The 22,915-nt window shown below is 61.7% G+C and carries 25 protein-coding genes; 18 read left to right on the top strand and 7 right to left on the bottom strand.

Features of this window, described 5'->3' with window-relative positions; genetic code table 11:
• Positions 1–10: 10 nt before the first annotated feature.
• The 5 genes from FJ942_RS23830 to FJ942_RS28605 are packed head-to-tail and all read right to left on the bottom strand — an operon-like array spanning position 11 to position 4,585.
• A complete protein-coding gene (locus FJ942_RS23830; protein WP_140685167.1) occupies positions 11–595 on the bottom strand; it encodes a DUF447 domain-containing protein in 585 nt (194 codons plus the stop codon).
• The gene (locus FJ942_RS23825; protein WP_140899129.1) at positions 596–1,990 is read right to left on the bottom strand and encodes a DUF6513 domain-containing protein; all 1,395 of its coding nucleotides are present in this window, start codon (positions 1,988–1,990) and stop codon (positions 596–598) included.
• The gene (locus tag FJ942_RS23820) at positions 1,983–2,534 is read right to left on the bottom strand and encodes a flavoprotein (RefSeq protein ID WP_140515154.1); all 552 of its coding nucleotides are present in this window, start codon (positions 2,532–2,534) and stop codon (positions 1,983–1,985) included. Before FJ942_RS23820 ends, FJ942_RS23825 begins: the two co-directional genes overlap by 8 nt.
• A gap of 3 nt (positions 2,535–2,537) precedes the next feature.
• Entirely contained in the window at positions 2,538–4,364 is a 1,827-nt protein-coding gene (locus tag FJ942_RS28940) for a (5-formylfuran-3-yl)methyl phosphate synthase (RefSeq protein WP_140623845.1), read from the bottom strand.
• Positions 4,361–4,585 carry a hypothetical protein gene (locus tag FJ942_RS28605; RefSeq protein ID WP_181170015.1) on the bottom strand — a complete coding sequence of 75 codons (225 nt, stop codon included), beginning with the start codon at positions 4,583–4,585 and terminating at the stop codon, positions 4,361–4,363. The genes FJ942_RS28940 and FJ942_RS28605 overlap by 4 nt, the downstream gene beginning before the upstream one ends.
• A 68-nt stretch (positions 4,586–4,653) precedes the next feature.
• On the opposite strand from FJ942_RS28605, the gene FJ942_RS23810 reads away from it, so the two are divergent.
• The 6 genes from FJ942_RS23810 to FJ942_RS23785 all read left to right on the top strand — a co-directional run bounded on the left by FJ942_RS23810 (position 4,654) and on the right by FJ942_RS23785 (position 9,706).
• Entirely contained in the window at positions 4,654–5,883 is a 1,230-nt protein-coding gene (locus FJ942_RS23810) for an ABC transporter substrate-binding protein (RefSeq protein WP_140498192.1), read from the top strand.
• Between the two features lie 42 nt (positions 5,884–5,925).
• Entirely contained in the window at positions 5,926–6,876 is a 951-nt protein-coding gene (locus tag FJ942_RS23805; RefSeq protein ID WP_246674746.1) for a YVTN family beta-propeller repeat protein, read from the top strand.
• A gap of 29 nt (positions 6,877–6,905) precedes the next feature.
• A complete protein-coding gene (locus tag FJ942_RS23800) occupies positions 6,906–7,349 on the top strand; it encodes a hypothetical protein (RefSeq protein ID WP_140498197.1) in 444 nt (147 codons plus the stop codon).
• 70 nt (positions 7,350–7,419) lie between these two features.
• Positions 7,420–8,208, top strand: coding sequence for an ATP-binding cassette domain-containing protein (locus FJ942_RS23795; protein ID WP_140899126.1), 789 nt, complete (start codon positions 7,420–7,422; stop codon positions 8,206–8,208).
• Positions 8,209–8,219: 11 nt separating this feature from the next.
• A complete protein-coding gene (locus FJ942_RS23790) occupies positions 8,220–9,080 on the top strand; it encodes an ABC transporter permease (RefSeq protein WP_181165322.1) in 861 nt (286 codons plus the stop codon).
• Positions 9,080–9,706: a hypothetical protein gene (locus tag FJ942_RS23785; RefSeq protein ID WP_140581029.1), complete on the top strand. Its 627-nt coding sequence runs from the start codon at positions 9,080–9,082 to the stop codon at positions 9,704–9,706. The genes FJ942_RS23790 and FJ942_RS23785 overlap by 1 nt, the downstream gene beginning before the upstream one ends.
• A 101-nt stretch (positions 9,707–9,807) precedes the next feature.
• Here FJ942_RS23785 and FJ942_RS23780 read toward each other — a convergent pair whose 3' ends face one another.
• Positions 9,808–10,740: a LysR family transcriptional regulator gene (locus FJ942_RS23780; protein ID WP_140899124.1), complete on the bottom strand. Its 933-nt coding sequence runs from the start codon at positions 10,738–10,740 to the stop codon at positions 9,808–9,810.
• A gap of 124 nt (positions 10,741–10,864) precedes the next feature.
• On the opposite strand from FJ942_RS23780, the gene FJ942_RS23775 reads away from it, so the two are divergent.
• Genes FJ942_RS23775 through gph form a run of 10 tightly spaced genes read left to right on the top strand, consistent with a single transcriptional unit; the run spans position 10,865 to position 20,836 of the window.
• Entirely contained in the window at positions 10,865–11,911 is a 1,047-nt protein-coding gene (locus tag FJ942_RS23775) for a class 1 fructose-bisphosphatase (RefSeq protein WP_140899122.1), read from the top strand.
• Positions 11,912–11,919: 8 nt separating this feature from the next.
• Positions 11,920–12,792, top strand: a complete 873-nt coding sequence (locus FJ942_RS23770; protein ID WP_140498210.1) for a phosphoribulokinase — start codon at positions 11,920–11,922, stop codon at positions 12,790–12,792.
• 10 nt (positions 12,793–12,802) lie between these two features.
• On the top strand, positions 12,803–14,809 hold the full coding sequence (gene tkt / locus FJ942_RS23765; RefSeq protein WP_140899120.1) for a transketolase: 2,007 nt from the start codon (positions 12,803–12,805) through the stop codon (positions 14,807–14,809).
• Positions 14,810–14,820: 11 nt separating this feature from the next.
• A complete protein-coding gene (gene fba / locus FJ942_RS23760) occupies positions 14,821–15,900 on the top strand; it encodes a class II fructose-bisphosphate aldolase (protein WP_140515142.1) in 1,080 nt (359 codons plus the stop codon).
• A gap of 21 nt (positions 15,901–15,921) precedes the next feature.
• Entirely contained in the window at positions 15,922–17,415 is a 1,494-nt protein-coding gene (locus FJ942_RS23755) for a ribulose-bisphosphate carboxylase large subunit (RefSeq protein WP_140498217.1), read from the top strand.
• Between the two features lie 18 nt (positions 17,416–17,433).
• The gene (locus FJ942_RS23750) at positions 17,434–17,868 is read left to right on the top strand and encodes a ribulose bisphosphate carboxylase small subunit (RefSeq protein WP_140498220.1); all 435 of its coding nucleotides are present in this window, start codon (positions 17,434–17,436) and stop codon (positions 17,866–17,868) included.
• 7 nt (positions 17,869–17,875) lie between these two features.
• Positions 17,876–18,814: a CbbX protein gene (gene cbbX, locus FJ942_RS23745; RefSeq protein ID WP_140515140.1), complete on the top strand. Its 939-nt coding sequence runs from the start codon at positions 17,876–17,878 to the stop codon at positions 18,812–18,814.
• 58 nt (positions 18,815–18,872) lie between these two features.
• The gene (gene rpe / locus FJ942_RS23740; protein WP_140899118.1) at positions 18,873–19,559 is read left to right on the top strand and encodes a ribulose-phosphate 3-epimerase; all 687 of its coding nucleotides are present in this window, start codon (positions 18,873–18,875) and stop codon (positions 19,557–19,559) included.
• Between the two features lie 21 nt (positions 19,560–19,580).
• Positions 19,581–20,138, top strand: a complete 558-nt coding sequence (locus tag FJ942_RS23735) for a thioredoxin family protein (RefSeq protein WP_140899116.1) — start codon at positions 19,581–19,583, stop codon at positions 20,136–20,138.
• Positions 20,135–20,836: a phosphoglycolate phosphatase gene (gph, locus tag FJ942_RS23730; protein WP_140566588.1), complete on the top strand. Its 702-nt coding sequence runs from the start codon at positions 20,135–20,137 to the stop codon at positions 20,834–20,836. The genes FJ942_RS23735 and gph overlap by 4 nt, the downstream gene beginning before the upstream one ends.
• A 48-nt stretch (positions 20,837–20,884) precedes the next feature.
• On the opposite strand, the gene FJ942_RS23725 is transcribed toward gph, so the two are convergent.
• Positions 20,885–21,265: a cytochrome c family protein gene (locus FJ942_RS23725; RefSeq protein ID WP_140498230.1), complete on the bottom strand. Its 381-nt coding sequence runs from the start codon at positions 21,263–21,265 to the stop codon at positions 20,885–20,887.
• Between the two features lie 360 nt (positions 21,266–21,625).
• On the opposite strand from FJ942_RS23725, the gene FJ942_RS23720 reads away from it, so the two are divergent.
• Positions 21,626–21,835, top strand: a complete 210-nt coding sequence (locus FJ942_RS23720; RefSeq protein WP_140498232.1) for a hypothetical protein — start codon at positions 21,626–21,628, stop codon at positions 21,833–21,835.
• Between the two features lie 31 nt (positions 21,836–21,866).
• Positions 21,867–22,853, top strand: a complete 987-nt coding sequence (locus tag FJ942_RS23715) for an ABC transporter substrate-binding protein (RefSeq protein ID WP_140899114.1) — start codon at positions 21,867–21,869, stop codon at positions 22,851–22,853.
• The last annotated feature ends 62 nt before the right edge of the window (positions 22,854–22,915 follow it).

Below are 22,915 nucleotides of genomic sequence, written 5' to 3'. Positions count from 1 at the left end.
GCCGTCATGCTCACGCGTCCCCGCTGCTGGACCCTTTGGCGGCCAGGTGATCGCTGACACGCTGCATCAGCCAACCCCAGGCTTCCCATTCGTCGGCGCCGGCTGTCTTTTCGATAGAGATCGAAAGATACGCGATCTCGGCCTCGATCTTGTCGCGGGATAGCATGCCGAGCCGGCTGACCAGGATGGCCAGTTCCAGAACAGCCGCCTTGGCGCGGTTCAGGCCGGTGAAGGGCGCATGCATTTCCTCTCGAACCACGCGGCAGAAATGGCGAGGGCGCACGCCATCATCGTCAACGCTCTCGACTTCGAGAACCGAATGCGCCAGCGCAGTCGCCAACCGGGGAACCAGAAAATCTTCAAGGGGAACGGTCGGCCAGTCCTTGCGCCCGGTCAGGCATCCAGCGAAGACGCGCACGTCGTCGGTGTAGTTGGCGATGGCGAACGGCACCGCCGCCAGATTGTCGAGCGTAACCGAGGGACGAAACGGTGCGATGACCCAGCCGTCTTTTTCGGAGATTATGCCGATCGGCGCGATATGGACCTTTCCTGTCTTGTCGACAGTGGTGATGATTGTCTCGCGAATGTAAGGCACCTAGCCCTCCTTCTTCGCGCGAAGCGTTTCGCCCGGTTTGGCAAGACGGGTACGGTCGGTTTCGGGAGCCGGTGCGGCAACGCCCCATGCGAGCGGCTCGTCCTGAACATAGCGCTTGCCGAGGCGCCACGCGATCTCGGCCTTCGTCAGTTCCGCGCCCAGATAGAAAGCATGCGCACCATCGGTCTCCACGCCAAGTCCGGCGAAGAATTCGAACGCATCCGTGGCAACCGCGTGCCCTTTGCCGTTGAAAATATGAATGCCGTCCTCCGCTGCCGCGATACGGTAGTTGGCGTCGCGCACCTCGGCCGCCAATCCAGCGATATCATCGGTCGAGGCCGTGAAGGGCTTGCGATCGTGGATCTGCAGCAAGCCTGGGTGATAGCTACGCGGCAGTGCACCGTCATTGCGGGCGGCAAACATCACGCGGCGGGCAATGTCGTGCTCCTCGATCGTCCGCACCGTGTGCGGACTGACATGCACGGCTAGCACGTTTCGAATCCCGAGTTCCGAGCAGAGCCCCGTTAGAACGGCCGTAACGCCGGAACTGTCGGCGTCGGTAAGTTCGGTGAGATTGCCGGTGCCCATCAGCAATTCGATCTCCGGCCAGCGGCGGCGCGCCTCGATGAAGCGGCCGAGCGATTGGGCGAAGCCGAAGTGGATCGGATCCAACACGGGATCGGCGATAAAGGAAATGCCAGCCCTTTGCGCCGCATCGATGGCGCGGCCAAGCGAATCCAGATCGCCGGGGGCGGACGGGATCAACACTGCCGTAGCCCCATGGCCGAACACTAACGGCAGCGTGTTCTCGTCGAGGCTGAGAAGATAGTCCGCACCGGCGCGTGCACCGATCGACAGTTCGTCCGCGCTGGCCGAATCGACGCTGACCTGAAATCCTTGTGCCTTGAGCTCGCGCACAGCCTCCGACAGCAACGGAAATGGCGTTTCAGGCAGGCAGCCAAGATCGATGACATCGGCGCCGGCCGCAGCTAGCGTCCCCGCCCGCAGCGTGAGCGCTTCGATCGACAGCATTGGCGCATCGACGATCTCGGCGAAGATGCGCATATCGTGACGCGTAAGATCCGGCGGCTCGCCGACACGGCCGAGAAAGGCCGGCAGGTCCGCGATCTCGTCAGGACCGCGCGCAAAGGGCACGCCGAAATGGTTCGACAATTGCTCGATATCGCCGCGATAGCGCCCTGGCAGGATAAAGCGGTCAACGGCGTTGGGCGCGATGAGACGCCGCTTTATGATGTCTTCGGTCATCAGTGCGGCGACCTTGACACCTATGTCGACCACCTCCCACGAAAACTCCGTCTCGCCCAGACCGGATAGCAGCTTTTCCAACCGTGCCCTGGCCAGATGTCCCGTGAGAAAGACCAGCCGCTCAGCCATGGCCGGACAGCTCGGCCCGGCGTTGCTGAACCGCCGCGTTGAGGTCCGCGAGCGACTCGACGACCTGGGTTCGTTCGAACCCCTTCAGCCGCTCGGTGTTTTCCAGGTCAATCCTGCGCGGATAGACTTTGACCAGGCCATGCGGCGCCATGGTTTCGAGTTCGGGTGCGGTGTCGCAGGCAAAGACGATGATCGGCACGCGGCACTTTCCGGCTTGCGCAAAGACGTTGGTGGCAAGCGTATCGGATATACCCCAGACGCATTTGGCAACCGTGTTGGACGAGGCAGGCGCCACCACGACCGTGTGGTAGACGCCGTGGTAAAATTCGCCGACGGGAATGGCGCTCGCCGTCTTGTCGTGCAGCACGCGCGTCGTCTCCGGAAAATCGAGTTTGAGCTTGTACATGCGCAGCACTTCATTGGCGGCTTTCGACACGAAGACATCGCAATGTTCGAGTTGGCGAACAAGTGCGAAGCTCTCCGTGAAAAAATGCCCGGACCCCGTCAAAACCCACGCCCAGCGCGGCACGTGCAGCTTCACCATCGGCTATCCTGCCTTCTTTGCCGAGCGGGTCGAAGCCACAATCCCGATGCCGGGCAGCTTGCCCGATGCGAGTAGCGCGCCCGCCTCGGCGGCATCCTTCGGACCGGCGAGACGGAAATCGATGCCGTCGGGCAGCATGGCGGCAAAGCCTGGGTCGACAATGCCCCTGGCCTTCAGGCTGTCAGGGGTATCGTTGTCGAAGAATGCATCGGTCTGCTTGATAAGCAACAGCGCGTTCGCGCCCAGCTTCCCGCCAAGCCAGGCAGCCAGGGAATCGGAGGTAATGTCCCAAGAGGCCGGAAGGTCCGGTGCCGGCAACGCAAGTGACGACGGCAGCCACACCGGAACCTTGCCTTCGTCCAATGCTCGCACAATCTCCTCCAGCGATCGTGCCGGCGTCAGTCTTTCGTCCCGATCGAGGATGATTTGGCCGAACTGCTCCATGGCGAGGATCGCCATGGCATGTGCGGCGGTGTCGGAAAAATCCATGCGGGTCTGCGTCTCGCGCACCTGATCGGCAAACAGGCCGCCGCCGGGCACGATGACGATCGGTAACCTGGAACCCGCCAGCGCCGCGATCCAGCTCGTCATTTCCGCCGCATGGGCAGTGCTGCCGCCAAGCTTGACGACGGCCCGCCCGAGGACGTCGGAGCCTTGCTGGCGCGGCCGGGAAACACTGCCTCTGTCTTTTCGGCCGGCAGAGCCGGAGGCGACACCGCGTCCTGCCGATTGGCGCTTGCGTTCGATCTCGACGCCGACACCGCCAGGCCCGAGCTCGAGTTTTTCCACCCTTACCGTGACGCGCACGACGCGCTCGTTCTCCAGAACGTGCGCCGCCACTTGCTCGGCCAAAGCCTCGCTGAGCTGAATGTGCCCCCGCGCGACGATGGTGCGAATGCCATCCATGATGATGTCATAGGAGAACACATGGCGCATGTCCTCGGGATGGTCGGTGACTTGCAGCACGTCGGCGATCACATCAAAGCGCACCTTTTGAGTATGACCATGCTCGAAGCTGTAGGCACCGATCTGGACCGGCAGAACAAAATCCCGCACGAAAATCCTGTCCGTGCCCAGTGTCGGATCGGTGCCCGGCGAATAGCCTCTCGCTGCCAACAGGCGATAGTCGATGCTCGATTTACCGCCCGTCCCAGGCTCTGCCGGGACCAATTCGCGAATCTGCGAGACCGCCTCGGCGCTGATTGAACCCGCGCGGTCGGCATGGCCACACAGCGCGCCGCGAAAGCCGAGGAAATCGGGAGCGAAAGGCAATAGACGTGGAATATCCGGGGCTTCGAGCGATCCGCTCAGGCCAACCATCAGACCGAGCGACTTGGCTCGATCGACGAATCCCGGAATCCGCTCCGGTGGCAAATGGTCGAGCAGCCGGCCCTTTCCCTTCTGCGCGGTATCAACCATCACGCCGTGGAAGCGGTGCCTGCCGAATACCGGCAGGAGCTCGAAGTCCGGCGCCAGATCGGCAAAGAGCACAGCGATCAACTTCGTTCGCGCGGCCAGCGGTTCGAGCGCCTCCGCGCAGGCAGGGATGTGAGCCGATGGGAAAAACCCGATCTTGACATAATCGACGCCGGTCGCCGCGATCTCTTCAGCCTTGGCGCGGATCGTTTCGGGTTCCATCGGCAGGTCGCCGCAGACCGCGCTGACCGGAGCCCGACCAGCGATGAACGAAATCGTTCGGCGGATGGTTTCCGTGGGTACCGCGCCCAACGCTCCCGCCTTCGGATCCTTCAGATCGACGATGTCGGCGCCGCTCGAAAGAACGATCTCCGCCTCTTCGATGCCGGTGACGCTGGCCAGCATTCTGGTCATTTGAACAGTTTCTCCAGTTTGGAGGACAAGATCTTTTGTCCTTCGTCCGCTTGATTCTCGCGCACGTCGCGGATGACATAGCTGCGAACGACCTCGAAATCGAAGATGGCAATCTTTTCAGCCGCCATGGCATGTTTGTCAAAAAGACACCGAGCCAGGGCAGACGCGAAAAGTCGTCCGATAGGGTTTGATAAATTTTGCGGGTCGGCTAAGTTGACCATGGGCACCTGGACTTAGCGCTGCTCCGACACCCGTCGGACCTCAGCGCAAGAATGGGTAATTACTATCGATGACGAGCGCGGTGCCGGGCACTCTCGCCGCCTTTTTGTGCTTTTTTTCCCTGACCGTCAACGCTCCGGGCGCGATAGCCCAGGAAGCGGCGGCGAAGCCGGAAAAAAAGGTCACTGAAATCAAGATAGGGTATTTGCGGGCCTACGCGCCGCAATTGACGCTTTCCATGCTCGACCTGCCGCCGCGTGACGAAGGTGTCGCCGGCGCCACTGTGGCAATCGGCGATAACAACACCACCGGAAAATTCACCGACCAGAAATTCAGCCTCGACGTGACCGAGATCAAACCCGAAGCCGACGCGGTTCAGGCATTCGAGGACCTGATCGCCAAAGGTGACCACTATGTCGTCGCAGACCTCTCGGCCAAACAATTGCTGTCGATCGCCGATATAGCCCGCGACAAGGGCGTGCTGATCTTCAACATCGGTGCCACCGACGATAGCCTGCGCGAGGAGGACTGCCGCATCAATGTTTTTCATATCGCGCCGACGCGCAGCATGCTTGCCGATGCGCTGGCGCAGTATCTCATGGTGAAGAAGTGGCCGAATTGGGTGCTGCTCTACGGCTCGCATGAGCAGGACCATCTCTACGCCGACGCGTTGCGCCGCGCGGCAACCCGTTTCGGCGGCCAGATCGTCGCCGAGAAGGAATTCAAGGACACCGGCACGGCCAGGCGTACCGACACCGGCGCCACGCAGATACAGCAGCAGATTTCCGTATTCACGCAGGATCTGCCGGAGCACGACATTGTGCTTGTCGCCGACGAAAGCCAGGTGTTTGGCACCTACGTGCCCTACCGCACCTGGACGCCGCGGCTGGTCGCCGGCACGGCCGGGCTTGTTGCATCGTCGTGGCATCCCGCCAGCGAGCAATGGGGCGGCATCCAGATGCAGAGCCGCTTCCTGAAGACGACGGGCCGGCGGATGCTTTCCAAGGACATGTCGGCGTGGACAGCAGTGCGTGCCGTCGGCGAAGCCACCACGCGCACCAAAGGCGACGATGCCAAAAAGATCAATGACTACATCCGGTCGGGCGATTTCTCGGTTGCCGCCTTCAAGGGACAGAAGCTCACCTTCCGCAAATGGAACCTCCAGCTTCGCCAGCCGATCCTGCTTGGCGACACCAAGTCGGTCGTTTCGACATCACCGCAGGAGGGCTATCTCCACCAATTCTCCGAACTCGATACGCTTGGTATCGATCAGCCGGAAACGAAATGCGTTCTCAAGTAGGGCCAAAGGGGAGGAATTTGCGTGCAGACACGAGCTTGTGCATTGGCCATTCTCGCGGCCGGCCTCACGGCCGGCCCGGCATCGGCCTATACGGCCTACGTTTCCAACGAGAAGGACAACACGATGACGGTCGTCGACACGGCCACCATGCAGGTGGTGAAGACCGTCGAGGTCGGCCAGAGGCCACGCGGCATCACCATCTCGCATGACGGCAAATTCGTCTATCTTTGCGCCAGTGACGACGACACGGTCGAAATCATCGACACCGCGACGCTGCAGATCGTCGGCACGCTGCCATCTGGCCCCGATCCCGAATTGTTCGTGCTCTCGCCTGACGGCAAGACGCTCTATGTCGCCAATGAGGACGACAACCTCGTCACCGCCATCGACGTCGAGAGCAAGCAGGTCATGGCCGAGATTCCAGTCGGCGTGGAACCGGAAGGCATGGGTATCAGCCCTGATGGCAAGACCATGGTCAACACCTCGGAAACCACCAGCATGGCGCATTTCATCGACACTGGCACCCACGATGTAACCGATAACGTACTGGTCGACACGCGCCCGCGCTTTGCCGAATTCAAGCCGGACGGCTCGCAGGTCTGGGTCAGCGCCGAGGTCGGCGGCACCGTCAGCGTCATCGATAACGCCAAACGCGAAGTGGTGAAGAAGATCCAGTTCGCGATTCAGGGATTGCGGGCTGAGACCATCCAGCCGGTAGGCATCGCCATCAGCGCCGACGGCAAGAAAGCCTATGTCGCGCTCGGCCCGGCGAACCATGTCGCCGTGGTCAATACCGACACCTACGAGGTCGAGAAATACATCCTCGTCGGCCAACGCGTCTGGCACCTGGCCTTCACACCCGACCAGAAAACGCTGATCACCACGAATGGCAACTCCAACGACATCACGTTCATCGATACGGCGACCGACGAGCCGGTCCAATCGCTCACCGTAGGCCAGCAGCCTTGGGGTGTGGCCATTTCGCCCAAATAGCAGACATTGATCATGGGGAGGATCGCGACATGAAATTTCGCCATAGGTTTATCTTCGCCGCGCTCGCCGGGTTTGTGCTTGCTCCGATCGGCGCAAGCGCGGATGACGCAACGCCAAAACCCTCGCGTGCCAGCAAGAACCTGCCGGAATTGATTATCGGCTCGGCCGATTCCACCTATGCCGTCAATCAGAAGGATTTCGAACTGATCGCCGGCCAAGGCTATCGGTGGAAGATCACCTCCAAGGGCGGTTTCGAATACAAGTTCGTGACCGACCTGTTCCGCAATGTGTGGATGGACCAGATCGTCATCGACGATCTGGAGGTGCATATGGACGGCGGACCGGCCTGGCTGGAATTCGACGACGCGGGAACAATCCAGGTGCAATTCCACACAGTTCGCCCGGGCGAATATACCTGGTCGGTTCCCGACCTCGCCGACAAGGGCCTGAAGGGCAAGATCACGATCAAGTGAGACCAAAGGCAATGAGGCGCGCTAGATAGCAGTGCGTCCTGCCAACGCGTCCTGAAGGAGCGATCCGGGCATGCAGCATGTGAGAACAAGCGGACCGGGAGACGAGGCGGCGGCGCTCGACGTCAGTGCCGTCAGCCACTCCTATGGACCGAAGCGGGCACTCAAAGAGGTCTCGTTCTCGATCTTGCCGGCGACGTTCACCGTCCTGCTCGGCCTCAACGGGGCCGGCAAGACAACACTGTTCTCCCTGATCAGCCACCTCTATGACACGCGTCACGGCTCGATCCGCATCTTCGGCCACGACATCCGCAGCGCTTCGGGCGAAGCTCTCAGACGGGTCGGCATCGTGTTCCAGGCGCGCACGCTCGACCTCGATCTCAGCGTCTATCAGAATCTTTCCTACCATGCCTCGCTGCATGGCATTGGCGGACGCGAAGCCCGGCAGCGCATCGCCGCGCTGCTTGACACAGTCGACATGCAGGGCCGCCAGCATGACAAGGCACGCAGCCTCTCCGGCGGTCAGATGCGGCGCATCGAGATCGCCCGGGCGCTGCTTCACCGACCTTCCCTGCTCCTGCTTGACGAAGCGACCGTCGGCCTTGACATCGAGTCGCGTGCTGGCATCCTCGCCACCATCCGCAAGCTCGTCGAAACCGATGGTATCGGCGTGCTCTGGGCCACGCATCTGATCGATGAAGTCGACGATACCGATCATGTCGTCGTGCTGCGGCGGGGTGACCTGGTCGCCAGGGGCAAGGTGTCGGATGTCGTCCAGGCAAATGGAGGAAATTCCATTCGCGATGCCTTTTCGAAGCTCAGCCGCGTCGACGAGACGGGCATGGCGGAGACATCGTCATGAGCGCTCCTGCGATGCCCGGAAAAGTCGTCGGCATCAAACCGGTAGGGTCTGAACCATTCGGCCTCCGCCACTATCTCATTTGCCTGAAAGGCATCGTCCTGCGCGAGTGCCTGCGCTTCCTGCACCAACGCGAACGGTTCATTTCCTCACTGGTGCGGCCGCTCGTCTGGCTGTTCATCTTCGCCGCCGGCTTCCGCCAGGTGCTCGGCGTGTCGATCATCCCTCCTTACAAGACCTATGTGCTCTACGAGGTCTACATCACTCCGGGTCTGTGCGGCATGATCCTGCTGTTTTCCGGCATGCAGTCTTCACTGTCGATGGTCTACGACCGCGAGATGGGCAACATGCGCATCCTGCTGGTCAGCCCATTTCCGCGCTGGTTCCTGCTGATGTCGAAGATGTTGGCCGGCGTGGCCGTATCGATCGTGCAAGTCTACGCATTTCTGATCGTCGCCTGGTTGTGGGGCGTCAGGGCGCCGCCGCTCGGCTATCTCTACGTGCTGCCGGCGCTGTTCCTGTCGGGCATGATGCTTTGCGCGCTCGGCATGCTTTTGTCGTCCATGATCAAGCAGCTCGAAAACTTCGCCGGCATCATGAACTTCGTCATCTTTCCAGGCTATTTCGCGTCGCCGGCGCTGTATCCTTTGTGGCGTATCCAGGAGGCAAGCCCCCTGCTCTACAAGATCTGCCTCGCCAATCCGTTCACCTATGCCGTCGAACTGATCCGCTTCGCCTTCTATGGGCAGATCGACTGGCTGTCGCTGGGCGTCGTCGCCGGTTGCACGCTGTTGTTTCTGGGCGGCGCCATCATTGCGTACGATCCTTCGCGCGGCCTGATGACCCGCAAACAGGACACGGGAGGAAACGGCTGATGGCGCGAATGAGACTTGTGCACACCCTGGTTCTGGTCGCCATGCTTGTCCCGATGGACGCCAGGGCGGCAAACACCGATCCCGACTGGCCCTGCATGCAGCGCAAGGTGCCGCAGCTCTCGCTCGGCCAGATCTGGAATGGGCCGGAGCTTCCCCCGGCGGCGAAGGATTGGTCGAAGGATTCGGGCGTCTCCGCGCTGGTCGAGGCGGTGGCGGCCCGACGGACGCCGATTGCCGAAGCCCAGAAGGAGATCAAGGACTTCGCGGCTTCCCTGCCGGCGGAGCAGGTCGCACCAAAGATGGCGATGCTGGTGCAGGGAATGTTCGATCACATGGACGCCGAGCGTTCGCACGTGATTTCCGGCATTTCCCGCTATGCCCACAAGCAGCTCGAAATGGCGGCTGAATTGCGCAAGGAAGCATCCGACGTCGACGCCCTGCGTGCCAAAGCCGACGCCGATCCGGACGAAGTCGAACGGCGTGCCGACCAGTTGAATTTCGCGACGCGCATTTTCAACGAACGTGTCCAGTCGCTGACCTATGTCTGCGACGTGCCGACGATAATCGAGCAGCGGCTCTATCAATTGTCCAGGACCGTCTCGGAAACGCTCGGTCGGAAGAAATAGACCTTCAGTCGACCTTGCGACGGATTTCACGTCTCTTGGCCGGCGACACGTCCGGCGTCTCGCTCCGGTCGATTCCGAACGCCATCCGTCGGTCATCCCGCTCAGGAATCGGGATAAAGCTTACCGAACAGGGGCAGATACATCGCGCCCTTGCGCATCAGGAAGTCGTTGAACGTAGCCATGGCCGGCGAGATTGCGTGATCGGTTCGTATCACCGAGAACCACTGTCGGCGGATCGGCATGCCGACAACGTCGATGATGACGAGCCGGCCAGCTTCGGTTTCCGCGGCGATCGTGTGGGCAGAAATGAAGGCGATGCCCAGACCAGCCATCACCGCCTGCTTGATCGTTTCGTTCGAGCCCATCTCGACGCCGAGTTCATCGATGCGGCCAGGCACGTCGCTCAGGAATATTTCCAGCGAGATGCGGGTTCCGGAGCCGGGCTCGCGAATAAGGAAATGCTCCTCGGCAATGCGCTCCTTGGAGATATCGCGTGCCGCCGCCAGCGGGTGTTCGGGCGGTGCGATGATGACCAGCGGGTGGTCGCCGAAGACCGAAGCACGCACCGGGACCTCTTTCGCCGGGCGCCCCATCAGCGCGATGTCGATGTCGTGATTCTTGAGGTTGTCGATCGTCTGGGCACGATTGCCGATGGCAAGCCGCATGTCGATGTCGGGATGTTCCTTCATGAACGCAGCCATCAACCGCGGCGCGAAATACTTGGCGGTGGAAACGACGCCGAGCCTCAAGCTACCCGTACGAACGCCCTTGATGGCGTCGATCTTGTCTTCGAGCAGACCGAGATGCTCCTCGATAGCTTGCGCTGCCTCAACGACGGCCAAACCTGCGGCAGTGGGACGCATGCCGTCCGACGTCCGGTCGAACAGAGCCAGTTGGAATTCTTCCTCCATTTGCCGCAACTGAATTGTCAGTGCTGAAGGAGACAGACCTAACGCCTTGGCCGCACTCACAATTTTTCCGTGCCTGATGATGGCCTGGATGGTCTTGAAATGCTTGAGCGTGAGGTTTCTCATGTCTCATACTAAATTATTTTTAGTACCAACGTAAAGTTATTGAATTTTACTTATCAAGTGTCGTTTGTTTTCATTCCCCCGATCCAGCCGATCCGAGGAGACGCGGCTGGATCGGGAGGTTACGATGCCAGCGGCAACGCTCGACGCTTTTCTGAACTCCTATCTCGGCCAGCCGGACGAACTTCGCTCCGCGGTCGTGACGACTGTCCGTCAGCTGACACAGGCCGCCAGCAAGATCCGCAATACCATCAATCAAGGTGTGCTCGGCGCCGCCTTTGCCGGGACCCGTGGCGCCAACGCCGACGGCGATGTCCAGAAGGATCTCGACGTCTTCTCCGACGACATCTTCCTCGACGCCATGCGCCACGCTCCGGTCGCGCTCTACGCTTCCGAGGAGCTGGAGCAGCCGGTCCTGCTCGACAGGCAAGCACCACTCGCCATTGCCATCGACCCGCTCGACGGCTCTTCCAACATCGACACCAACGTGTCGATCGGAACGATCTTCTCGCTCCTGCCCGCAACTGGCGCGCCGGATGCCGATCCGGCCGCCTCTTTTTTGCAGGCGGGCGTGAATCAGCTGGGCGCCGGTTTCTTCATCTATGGGCCGCAGTTGGCGCTCGTCCTGTCGCTCGGCAGCGGTACGCATATCTTCGTCCTGTCGGCCAGGCTCGGCACCTTCGTCCAGGCCTACGAGAGCCGGATCATTCCGCAACGCACCCAGGAGTTCGCCATCAACGCCGCCAACTACCGGCAATGGGACGAGGCCGTGCGGCTCTATGTCGACGACTGCCTGGAGGGCACCGAAGGACCGCGAGAGAAGGATTTCAACATGCGCTGGATCGCCTCCCTGGTCGCCGACTGCTACCGTATATTGATGCGCGGCGGCGTGTTTCTCTACCCCGGCGACCGGCGCAAGGGCTACGGTCAGGGACGGCTGCGCCTGGTCTACGAGGCCAACCCGATTGCCTATCTCATAGAACAGGCTGCCGGTGCGGCCACCGATACGATCAACCGCATCCTGGACATCGAACCCGACAGCCTGCACCAGCGCGTGCCGATGGTCTTCGGGTCGGCGCGGGAGGTCGCGCGCGTCACCCGCTACCACACCGAGCCGAGCAACATCGGCGAACGAGCGCCGCTGTTCAGCCGCCGTGGCCTCTTCAGAGCCTGAGCAGCACCATGTCAGCCAAGCACCCCATCATCACCATCACCGGCTCGTCGGGCGCCGGCACCACTTCGGTCAAGCGTATCTTCGAGCTGATCTTCCGGCGCGAGAACATCGAGGCCGCGTTCATCGAAGGCGACGCATTCCACCGCTACGACCGCGCCGCGATGAAGGCAAAGGTGGCCGAAGAGGAGAAGGCCGGCAATCCGAACTTCACCCACTTCCATGCCGCGGCCAACGAACTCGGGATTCTCGAAGAGGTGTTCGCGGAATACGGCCGCCGGGGATCCGGAAGAACCCGCACCTACATCCATGACGAGGAAGAGGAAAAGCAGTACGGCACGCCACCGGGAAGCTTTACCGAATGGCGCGAGTTCGGTCCCAGCGACCTGCTCTTCTACGAGGGGCTGCACGGCTGTGTCGTCACCGACACGATCAATTTGGCGAAGCATGCGGATCTCAAGATCGGCGTCGTGCCGGTCATCAATCTCGAATGGATCCAGAAGATCCATCGCGATCGTTCGACACGCGGCTATTCCACCGAGGCGGTGATGGACGTGATCCTGCGCCGGATGCCCGACTATGTCCGCTACATTGTCCCGCAATTCTCGCAGACCGCCATCAATTTCCAGCGCGTGCCGATTGTCGATACGTCCAACCCCTTCATCGCGCGCTGGATTCCGACGCCTGACGAATCGATGCTGGTTATCCGCTTCGCCAATCCGCGCGGCATCGATTTTCCATATCTGCTGTCGATGATCCACGACTCGTTCATGTCGCGGCCAAATTCCATCGTGGTGCCAGGCAACAAGCTCGACCTTGCCATGCAGCTGATCCTGACGCCGCTCATCCTGCAATTGATCGAACGCAAGAGCCGTGTGTCGTGAGGAGGACGCCATGACCAGCCAAACAGCACTAAAGCCTGCCGCCGCCGTCGTCTCGGAGCTCGACATGGCGAACGCCATTCGCGTGCTGGCGATGGACAGCGTCCAAAAAGCGAATTCGGGACACCCCGGCATGCCGATGGGCATGGCCGATGTCGCAACGGTGCTGTTCAACCGCTTCATCAATATCGATCCTTCCACGCCGGGCTGGCCCGACCGTGACCGTTTCGTGCTTTCAGCCGGCCATGGCTCGATGCTGCAATACGCGCTGCACTATCTGCTCGGCTATGAAGACATGCAGATCGAGGAGTTGCAGCGGTTTCGGCAACTGGGCAGCCGCACGGCCGGACATCCCGAATATGGCCACGCGCTTGGTGTCGAGACCACCACCGGCCCGCTCGGACAAGGCATTTCCACGGCGGTCGGAATGGCGCTGGCGGAGCGCATGCTTGCTGCCCGCTACGGTGCCGATCTGGTCAACCATCATACCTATGTGATTGCAGGCGACGGCTGCTTGCAGGAAGGCATCAGCCACGAGGCGATCGACCTCGCCGGCCACCTGAAGCTTTCCCGCCTGATCGTCTTCTGGGACGACAATGCGATCTCCATTGACGGGCCAACCTCCCTGTCCACGTCGATGGACCAGCCGGCGCGCTTCAAAGCCGCCGGCTGGGATGTCCAAACGGTCTCCGGCCACGACATGGAAGCCGTCGCCGTGGCTATCGAGGCGGCGCGGCAGTCAGATCGACCGTCGCTGATTGCCTGCCGCACAGTGATCGGCAAGGGCGCCCCCAACCTCGGCGGCTCGGAGAAGACGCATGGCGCGCCGCTGGGCGAGGCAGAGATCGCTGCGACCCGCGAGAACATTGGCTGGACCTTCGCGCCGTTCGAGGTGCCGGACGACGTGCTTTTCGCCTGGCGCGAAATTGCCGGCCGCGGCGAAGCGATGCGGGGCGCCTGGGAGCAGCGGCTTGCCGCCTCGCCGCAGCGAGAGGCCTTCGAGAACGCGGTCGCCGCCAGACTGCCCGACGCGGTCTTCGAAGCGCTCGATGCCTTTCGCCGAGAGCATGTCGAGAAGGCAACCAAGGTGGCAACGCGAAAAGCTTCCGAAATGGCGCTGGAGGTCATCAACGGCGCCACGGAGTTGACCGTCGGCGGCTCGGCCGATCTGACGCACTCGAATCTGACGATCACCAATGGCATGAACCGCATTGCGCCGAGCGACTATGCCGGCCGCTATATTCACTACGGCATTCGTGAACACGGCATGGCCGCCGCCATGAACGGCATCGCATTGCATGGAGGCTTCGTGCCCTATGGCGGTACGTTCCTCTGCTTCGCGGACTATGCGCGTGGTGCGATACGGCTCTCCTCGCTCATGGGCCAGCGCGTCATCTACGTGATGACGCATGATTCCATCGGCCTCGGCGAGGATGGCCCGACGCATCAGCCGGTCGAGCACCTGGCGATGCTGCGGGCCACGCCGAACCTCAATGTCTTTCGCCCAGCGGATATCATCGAAACGGCGGAATGCTGGGAACTTGCGCTGAAGAGCAGGTATCGGCCGAGCGTGCTGGTGCTGTCGCGCCAGAACCTGCCGATGCTGCGTGAGGCGCACAGCGACGCGAACCGCTCCAGCCAGGGCGCATACATCCTGCGCGAGCCAGCCAGGCACCGTGCCGTCACCCTGATCGCAACCGGCTCGGAGGTCGAGATCGCGGTTGCCGCCGCCGAAAGGCTGGAGACCGAGCATGGCGTCGCCGCCGCGGTCGTCTCGATGCCATGCTGGGAGCTTTTCGAGGAGCAGGAAAGCGCCACCCGCAAGGCCATTCTCGGCTCCGCGCCGCGCGTCGCGGTCGAAGCGGCAGCCCGGCTGGGCTGGGACCGCTGGGTCGGCGAGACGGGCGCTGTCGTCGGCATGGCCGGTTTCGGCGCCAGCGCCCCTGCCCCCGATCTGTACCGGCATTTCAACATAACGTCCGAAGCGGTTGCTGCGGCGGCGCTGAAGCTCATCATCTAGGAGGACCCACAATGGCCCGCATCACCCTTCGCCAGCTTCTCGACCATGCCGCCGAGCACGGCTACGGCGTCCCTGCATTCAACATCAACAACATGGAACAGGGCCTCGCAATCATGGAAGCGGCCAAAGCCTGCGACGCGCCTGTCATCATCCAGGCCTCACGTGGGGCCCGGTCCTACGCCAACGACGTCATGCTGGCCAAAATGATGGAGGCATTGACTGAAATGCATCCGACCATTCCGCTGTGCATCCATCAGGACCACGGCAACGACGAGGCCACCTGCCTTTCCGCGATCCGCCACGGCTTCACCTCGGTGATGATGGACGGATCCCTGATGGCAGATGCCAAGACGCCGGCAAGCTATGCCTACAACGTCGCCGTAACCGAACGAGTCACACGCATGGCGCATTGGGTCGGGGCTTCCGTCGAAGGCGAACTGGGCGTGCTCGGATCGCTGGAAACCGGCCAGGGCGAGGCCGAGGATGGCCACGGCGCCGAGGGCGCGCTCTCCCACGACCAACTCTTGACCGACCCCGATCAGGCGGTCGACTTTGTGGCCGCAACCCAGGTGGACGCGCTGGCGATCGCCTGCGGCACCTCGCACGGCGCTTACAAATTTACCCGCAAGCCGGACGGCGACATACTGGCCATGCAGGTGATCGAGGCGATCCACGAGAAGCTACCCAACACGCATCTGGTCATGCATGGCTCTTCCTCCGTGCCACAGGAACTGCAGGACATCATCAACAAATATGGCGGCGAGATGCCCCAGACCTTTGGCGTCCCGGTGGAGGAAATCGAGCGCGGCATCCGCTACGGCGTGCGCAAGGTCAACATCGACACCGATTGCCGCATGGCCATGGCCGGGCAGTTCCGCCGCGTCGCGACGGAGAATCCGCGCGAGTTCGATCCCCGAAAATTCCTGAAGCCCGCCATGGACGCCTTGCACGATCTTTGCCGAGACCGCTTCGAGCGTTTCGGCACGGCGTCCAACGCCTCGAAGATCAAGGTCATCGCCATGGACGAGATGGCCAAACGCTATGCCGCGGGAAAACTCGCGCCCCATATCGCAACCGCGAAAGCCGCCTGAGCAACAAACAGGAGACCTGTCATGAACAAGATCGATATGCTGCCAGCGGGTACGCTCAAGGAAGGCAAGGAACGCTACAAGTCAGGGGTCATCCCTTACAAGAAGATGGGCTACTGGGAGCCGGACTACAGGCCCAAGGAGACCGATCTGATCGCGATGTTCCGGATCACGCCGCAACCCGGCGTCGACCACGAGGAGGCAGCGGCCGCCATCGCCGGTGAATCCTCAACCGCGACTTGGACCGTGGTGTGGACCGACAGGCTGACAGCCTGCGAGCTCTACCGCGCCAAGGCGTTCAGATCCGAGCCGGTTCCAAACACCGGTCCCGGCACCAAGACCGAGCAACAGTACTTCGCCTACATCGCCTACGACCTCGACCTGTTCGAGCCGGGCTCGATCGCCAACCTGACCGCATCGATCATCGGCAACGTGTTCGGCTTCAAGGCGGTCAAGGCGCTGCGACTGGAAGACATGCGTATCCCGGTCGCGTATCTCAAAACCTTCCAGGGACCCGCAACCGGCATCGTGGTGGAGCGTGAGCGGCTCGACAAGTTTGGCCGTCCGCTGCTCGGCGCGACGACGAAGCCGAAGCTCGGCCTGTCAGGCCGCAACTATGGCCGCGTCGTTTACGAGGCCCTGAAGGGCGGCCTCGACTTCGTCAAGGACGACGAGAACATCAACTCGCAGCCCTTCATGCACTGGCGCGACCGCTTCCTCTACTGCATGGAGGCGGTGAACAAGGCTTCAGCTGCCACTGGCGAGGTCAAGGGCCACTATCTCAACGTCACCGCCGGCACGATGGAGGAGATGTACGAGCGCGCCGAATTCGCCAAGCAGCTTGGCTCCTGTATCATCATGATCGATCTCGTCATCGGCTACACGGCGATCCAGTCGATGGCCAAGTGGGCACGCCGCAACGACATGATCCTGCACCTGCACCGCGCCGGCAATTCGACCTATTCGCGCCAGAAGAACCACGGCATGAATTTTCGCGTTATCTGCAAATGGATGCGCATGGCCGGCGTCGACCATATCCACGCCGGCACTGTGGTCGGCAAGCTGGAAGGCGACCCGCTCATGATCAAGGGGTTTTATGACACGCTGCGCGAGGAACGCACGCCGCAGAACCTCGAAACCGGGCTGTTCTTCGATCAGGACTGGGCCTCGCTCAACAAGGTGATGCCCGTCGCCTCGGGCGGTATCCATGCCGGCCAGATGCACCAGTTGATCCATTATCTCGGCGAGGACGTCATCTTGCAGTTCGGTGGCGGCACGATCGGCCATCCCGACGGCATCCAGGCAGGCGCGACGGCCAATCGCGTTGCATTGGAAGCGATGATCCTGGCCCGCAACGAGGGACGCGATTATTTGCGCGAAGGAACCAAAATCCTCGAACAGGCGGCCAAATGGTGCACCCCGCTGAAGGCTGCCCTGGAGACCTGGAAGGATGTCACCTTCAACTATGAATCGACCGACACGGCCGACTTCGTGCCAACCGCAACGCCCAGCTTCTAGAAGAAAGGAACCGTCGCCATGATGACCAATCCGGGAAACAAGGTCACGCAGGGACAGTTCTCGTTCCTGCCCGATCTCACTGATGAGCAGATTTCGGCGCAGATCAAATATGCGCTGAAGAACCACTGGGCCGTCAGCGTCGAGTACACGGACGATCCGCATCCGCGAAACACCTATTGGGAAATGTACGGCAACCCGATGTTCGATTTGAGAGACCCGGCGGGCATCCTGCTCGAAGTCAACGCTTGCCGGAAAGCCTGTCCGAACATGTATGTCCGGGTAACCGCCTTCGATTCGACCAAGGGATGGGAAGCGCCGCGCATGTCGTTCATCGTCAACCGGCCACCCAGCGAACCCGGGTTCCGGCTGCTGCGCCAGGAGCGTGACGGCCGCAGCCAGGGCTATTCGATCGTGCCTTATGCCACCGACAGGCCCGAGGGCGAGCGGAGCTAGCTGAGCCATGCTGGACACGATAGCCAAAGGCGCAGCCGCGCAGGACGAATTGGTTGATCTGCAGGCCGAGTTCGAAGCGTCCAACATCGACGAGGTGATGGATAAGCTTGACCGCGAACTCGTTGGACTGAAGCCGATCAAGAACCGCATCCGCGAGATCGCGGCCCTTCTCCTGGTCGACCGGCTTCGCCGCAAGTTCGGACTGACCTCGGGCGCACCGACACTGCATATGAACTTTACGGGAAACCCCGGCACGGGCAAGACCACCGTGGCGCTGAGGATGGCCGAAATCCTGCATCGACTCGGCTATGTCCGCGAAGGCCACCTGGTCGCGGTGACGCGCGACGATCTCGTCGGCCAGTATGTGGGCCACACCGCACCCAAGACGCGCGACGTGATCAAGCGTGCCATGGGCGGCGTGCTTTTCATCGACGAGGCCTATTACCTCTACAAGCCCGAGAACGAACGCGACTACGGCCAGGAATCGATCGAGATCCTGCTGCAATGCATGGAAAACAATCGTGACGACCTGGTCGTGATCCTTGCCGGCTACAAGAACAAGATGGATCGTTTCTTCGACAGCAATCCCGGCATGCGTTCGCGCATCGCTCACCACCTCGATTTTCCCGACTACGGCGTCAGTGAGCTGAAATCGATCGCCGAGATCATGCTAGCGGAGCAGAATTATCGCCTCAGCGAGGCGGCCGCCCAGGCCCTCGAAGAGTATCTTCCGATCCGCATGAGGCTGCCGCATTTCTCCAACGCGCGCTCGGTGCGCAATGGGCTGGACCGGGCGCGGCTTCGCCAGGCCAATCGGCTTTTCGCATCGCGAAGCCGTGCCCTGACCAAGGCAGACCTTATTACCATCGAGGAATCCGATATCCGCGGCAGCCGCGTATTCGCGGAAGGGAAGCTCGAAGGCGAACCGGAGACGAAGACGCGCTGAGGGCGAAGCCGGCTGGCGGGCGCCCCGAGACGAAAGACAGAAATTGGAGACGACGACCATGGTCACCAGGACAATCATCGCGCCCTCCGTGCTTTCCGCGGATTTCTCGCGGCTCGGCGACGAGGTCGAAGCTGTCGTTCAGGCGGGCGCCGACTGGATCCATCTCGACGTGATGGACGGGCATTTCGTGCCCAACATCACCTTCGGTCCGCCGGTCATCAAGGCGATCCGTGGTCGAACGGACAAGATCTTCGACTGCCATCTGATGATCGCGCCGGCCGACCCCTATCTGGCCGCCTTCGCCGATGCCGGTTGCGACATCATCACGGTGCATGCCGAGACTGGACCGCATCTCGACCGCTCATTGCAGGCGATCAGGAATCTTGGCAAGAAGGCCGGGGTGTCGCTCAATCCGTCGACGCCGGAGAGCGTCATCGAGTATGTGCTCGACCGGCTCGATCTGGTGCTGCTGATGACGGTCAATCCAGGCTTCGGCGGCCAGGCTTTCATCTCAGCGGTCGTCGAGAAAGTCAGACGGATCAAGGCTTTGGTTGGCCATCGCCCGATTGACATCGAGATCGACGGCGGAGTCACGGCCGAGACCGCCCCGCTGGTCACCGCGGCTGGCGCCAACGTACTGGTCGCCGGTTCGGCTGTATTCAAGGGAGGCACCGAGGCAGCCTATCGTGCCAATATCGGCGCCATCAGACGGGCGGCCGATGGCGCGATCCGGAAAGCCGCGTAAACCGTTGTCGGGGAGACGAACATGGCTGCGGCCCCACCTGTATGCGATTTCGGCTGGCCCGCCATCGATGCCGTTTTGCCCGGCGTCGACGGCACGTCGCATTCCATCTTCGGTCACGCCGGCCCGAATGGCCTGGTCGTAGCCTTCATCTGCAATCACTGCCCTTATGTGAAGGCCGTGATCTCTCGCATCGTACGCGACGCCAATGACCTCAAGGCCGAAGGTATCGGCTTCGTCGCCATCAACTCCAACGATGCCGACACTTACCCGGACGATTCCTTCGACCACATGAAGCGCTTCGCCGTGACGAACGGCTTCAGGTTCCCTTACCTGCACGACGAGGCCCAGACTGTAGCGCGCGACTACGCAGCGGTGTGCACTCCCGATTTCTTCGGTTTCAACAGCGAACTGAGACTGCAATATCGCGGCCGGCTGGACGCGTCGCGACGCGAATCCGGACCGCTCGGGCTGCGACGCGATCTGTTCGAGGCGATGAAGCAGGTTGCTCGAACCGGGGATGGTCCGTTCGACCAAATCGCCTCGATCGGCTGCTCGATCAAGTGGAAGGATGCTGCATGAATGTCGGCGCAGGTAGGTCGCTTCGACCGCCGAAGGCGATCCTGTTCGACCTCGACGGCACGCTGGTCGATTCGGCGCCTGATATAACGGCCGCCGTCAACGAGTTGCTGGCCAGCCGCGATCTGCCGCCGTTGCGCCTGGACCAGGTCAAGGCCATGATCGGTGGCGGCGTCAGGAAATTGATAGAGCGGGCATTCGCGGCGTCGGGAGCGCCGCTCGTCGGCAACGCGCTCGATGAGGCCAACCGCGTCATGGCGCCGATCTACAGCCGACATCTGACCGGCCTGACAAGACTGATGCCTGGCGTCAGGGAGGTTCTCACACACTTCTACGCGAAGGGAATGGCCATGGGCGTGGCGACCAACAAACCGCAGTTGGCGACTCGCGAGATCCTGCTGCATTTCGGACTGACGGAATATTTCCGTGCGATCATTGGCGGAGACGCGGTGACATGCCTGAAACCCGCGCCCGATGCTCTGCTGCTGGCGCTCGCCCAGCTTGGAGTCGACCCCTGTGACGCGCTGCTGGTCGGAGACAGTGGCGCCGATGCAGGCGCCGCGCGCGCCGCCGGCATGCCCGTCATTCTGCTGCGCGGCGGATACACCCATTTTCCGGTTGAAGAGCTTGGCGCCGACCAGGTTTGCGACAGCCTTTTCGACCTGCCTGCGGCGATACAGGGGCTGCAAGCCGGTGCTTGATCGGGGCGAACGCCGGCCGGACGCAAGTTCGAACGGCCGGCGGCGCCGCTATTTCGAGAATTGCTTCAAATAGGCGATGACGTTGGCGATGTCTTGGTCCTGCTTGAGGCCGACGAACGCCATCTTCGTTCCTTTGACCATGGCCTTGGGATCGCGAAGGTAAGTCGTCAGCGTGGGTTCGTCCCATTTGACGCCGGACTTGCCTGCCGCGACCATCGCTTGGGAGTAACTGAACCCCGGGTGTGTGCCAGCCGTCCGGCCGATGACGCCGTTCAACGACGGGCCGACCTTGTTCTTGTCCTGGTCGGCGACATGGCAGACCTTGCATTTGGCGAAGACCTTCTCACCCGCCGCGGCATCCTGTGCCTGGGATTGGCTTGTGATGAAGGACACAGCAAACACGACTGCGAAAAATGCGATTGCGCGCATGGCATTTCCTCATGGATCGTCTGGGTGCCCTGGACGATTTTGCGCATGCCGATCTTTCATCCATTGGCATGCACCTTACGCGGTGGAGTGGAGTATCCGCTTTCCCTTTGTGAAGCGGCGCCGCGCGAATCGAAAAGCTAGTTGGCGTGCGGTGAAAGTCAATCGTATAAAGGTATAGAGGCTTGAGTACCCAGGGTACCGGTATTCGTCTTTGTTGACGGCTATCGGGCGAATGCGTAGCTTCAAGACATCCGGTTTCTCCACTGGCACCTCGGGAATCCGGCAACTGGCGATTTTGTCCAGGCTCCTCATTGGGCCGGACCAGTCGAGACAGGCGTCCCGGAGCGCAAGAGGTGCTAAATGGATATGGTCGATCTCATATTAACGGTGTGCCTCAGCACCAATCCGGGCAATTGCCGAGACGAACACCTCTATTTCGAGAGCCGCGGCTCTCTGCTCCAATGCATGTTCCTTGCACCTAGCGAGATCGCGAAATGGTCTCAGGAACACCCGGCCCTCAAGGTCATGCGCTGGAAATGCGCATTTCCGAGCAAGGAACGAGCGATCTGATTGACGTCCTGGAGCCCAGGGAGGAGGTGTCATGATGATTTCACGGCGCAACACGCTGCGTCTAGCGGTTCTCGGCACAGTCGCTGCTCTTGCCGCAAGGCCTGTCTTTGCAGCAGCCAGGATTCGCGTCGGTGTCCTGAAGTTTGGAACCGTGAGTTGGGAACTCGACACGTTGAGGCAACACAAATTCGATGTGGCGAACAGGATCGATCTGGAGATCATCGATTTCGCCGGGGAGGACGCGACCAACGTCGCCTTGCTGGCCGGTGCGATCGACATGATCGTCTCCGACTGGTTGTGGGTCTCGCGCCAACGGTCGGAAGGCGGCGACCTCACATTAGCTCCCTATTCGACCGCCGTGGGGGCGATCATGGTGAAGGAGGGGTCGCCGATCCAGACGGTCGCCGACCTCAAGCACAGGAAGATCGGCGTCGCCGGCGGCCCGCTCGACAAGAGCTGGCTGCTGATACAGGCTCTGACCAGACGCGACTACGGGATCGACCTGTTGGCAACCAGCGACATCATCTTTGGCGCGCCACCGCTGATTTCGGAAAAGGCCATGCAGGGCGAACTCGATGCGGTGCTGAATTTCTGGCATTTCTGCGCCCGTCTCGAGGCCAACGGCTTTCGTCGATTGATGGGCGTGAACGATGCGACGCGTGCGCTCGGCGCCTTGGGACCTGTGTCGGCACTCGGTTACGTCTTCCACGACCAATGGGCGAACGAGAACCCGGAGGCCGCCAGGGGCTTCGTCAGGGCCTCCGCGCAAGCCAAGGACCTGCTGGCCAGATCCGACGAGGAGTGGCTGCGCCTGGCGCCGATCATTCGCGCGGAAGGCAAAGAACTGGAAAAACTGCGCGACCGCTACCGCCAAGGCATCCCCAGGCGGGCGGTCGCCGAGGAAGCGGCCGACGCCGGCAAGCTCTATCACGTGCTGGCGGCGATCGGTGGCGCGAAGCTGGTCGGCAGCGCGCCCGAGATGGCGCCCGGCACATTCTGGCAGGACCGCACGGAATGACCGCACCGGAAACCAGCAACGGCACGCGAGGTGCCCCGACGAGCATGTCCGGGCGATCCAGC

The organism is Mesorhizobium sp. B2-4-2, assembly GCF_006442845.1.
GTDB lineage: Bacteria > Pseudomonadota > Alphaproteobacteria > Rhizobiales > Rhizobiaceae > Mesorhizobium.
The sequence above is the reverse complement of the archived record's forward strand: the minus strand, read 5'-3'. Positions and strand labels throughout refer to the sequence as shown.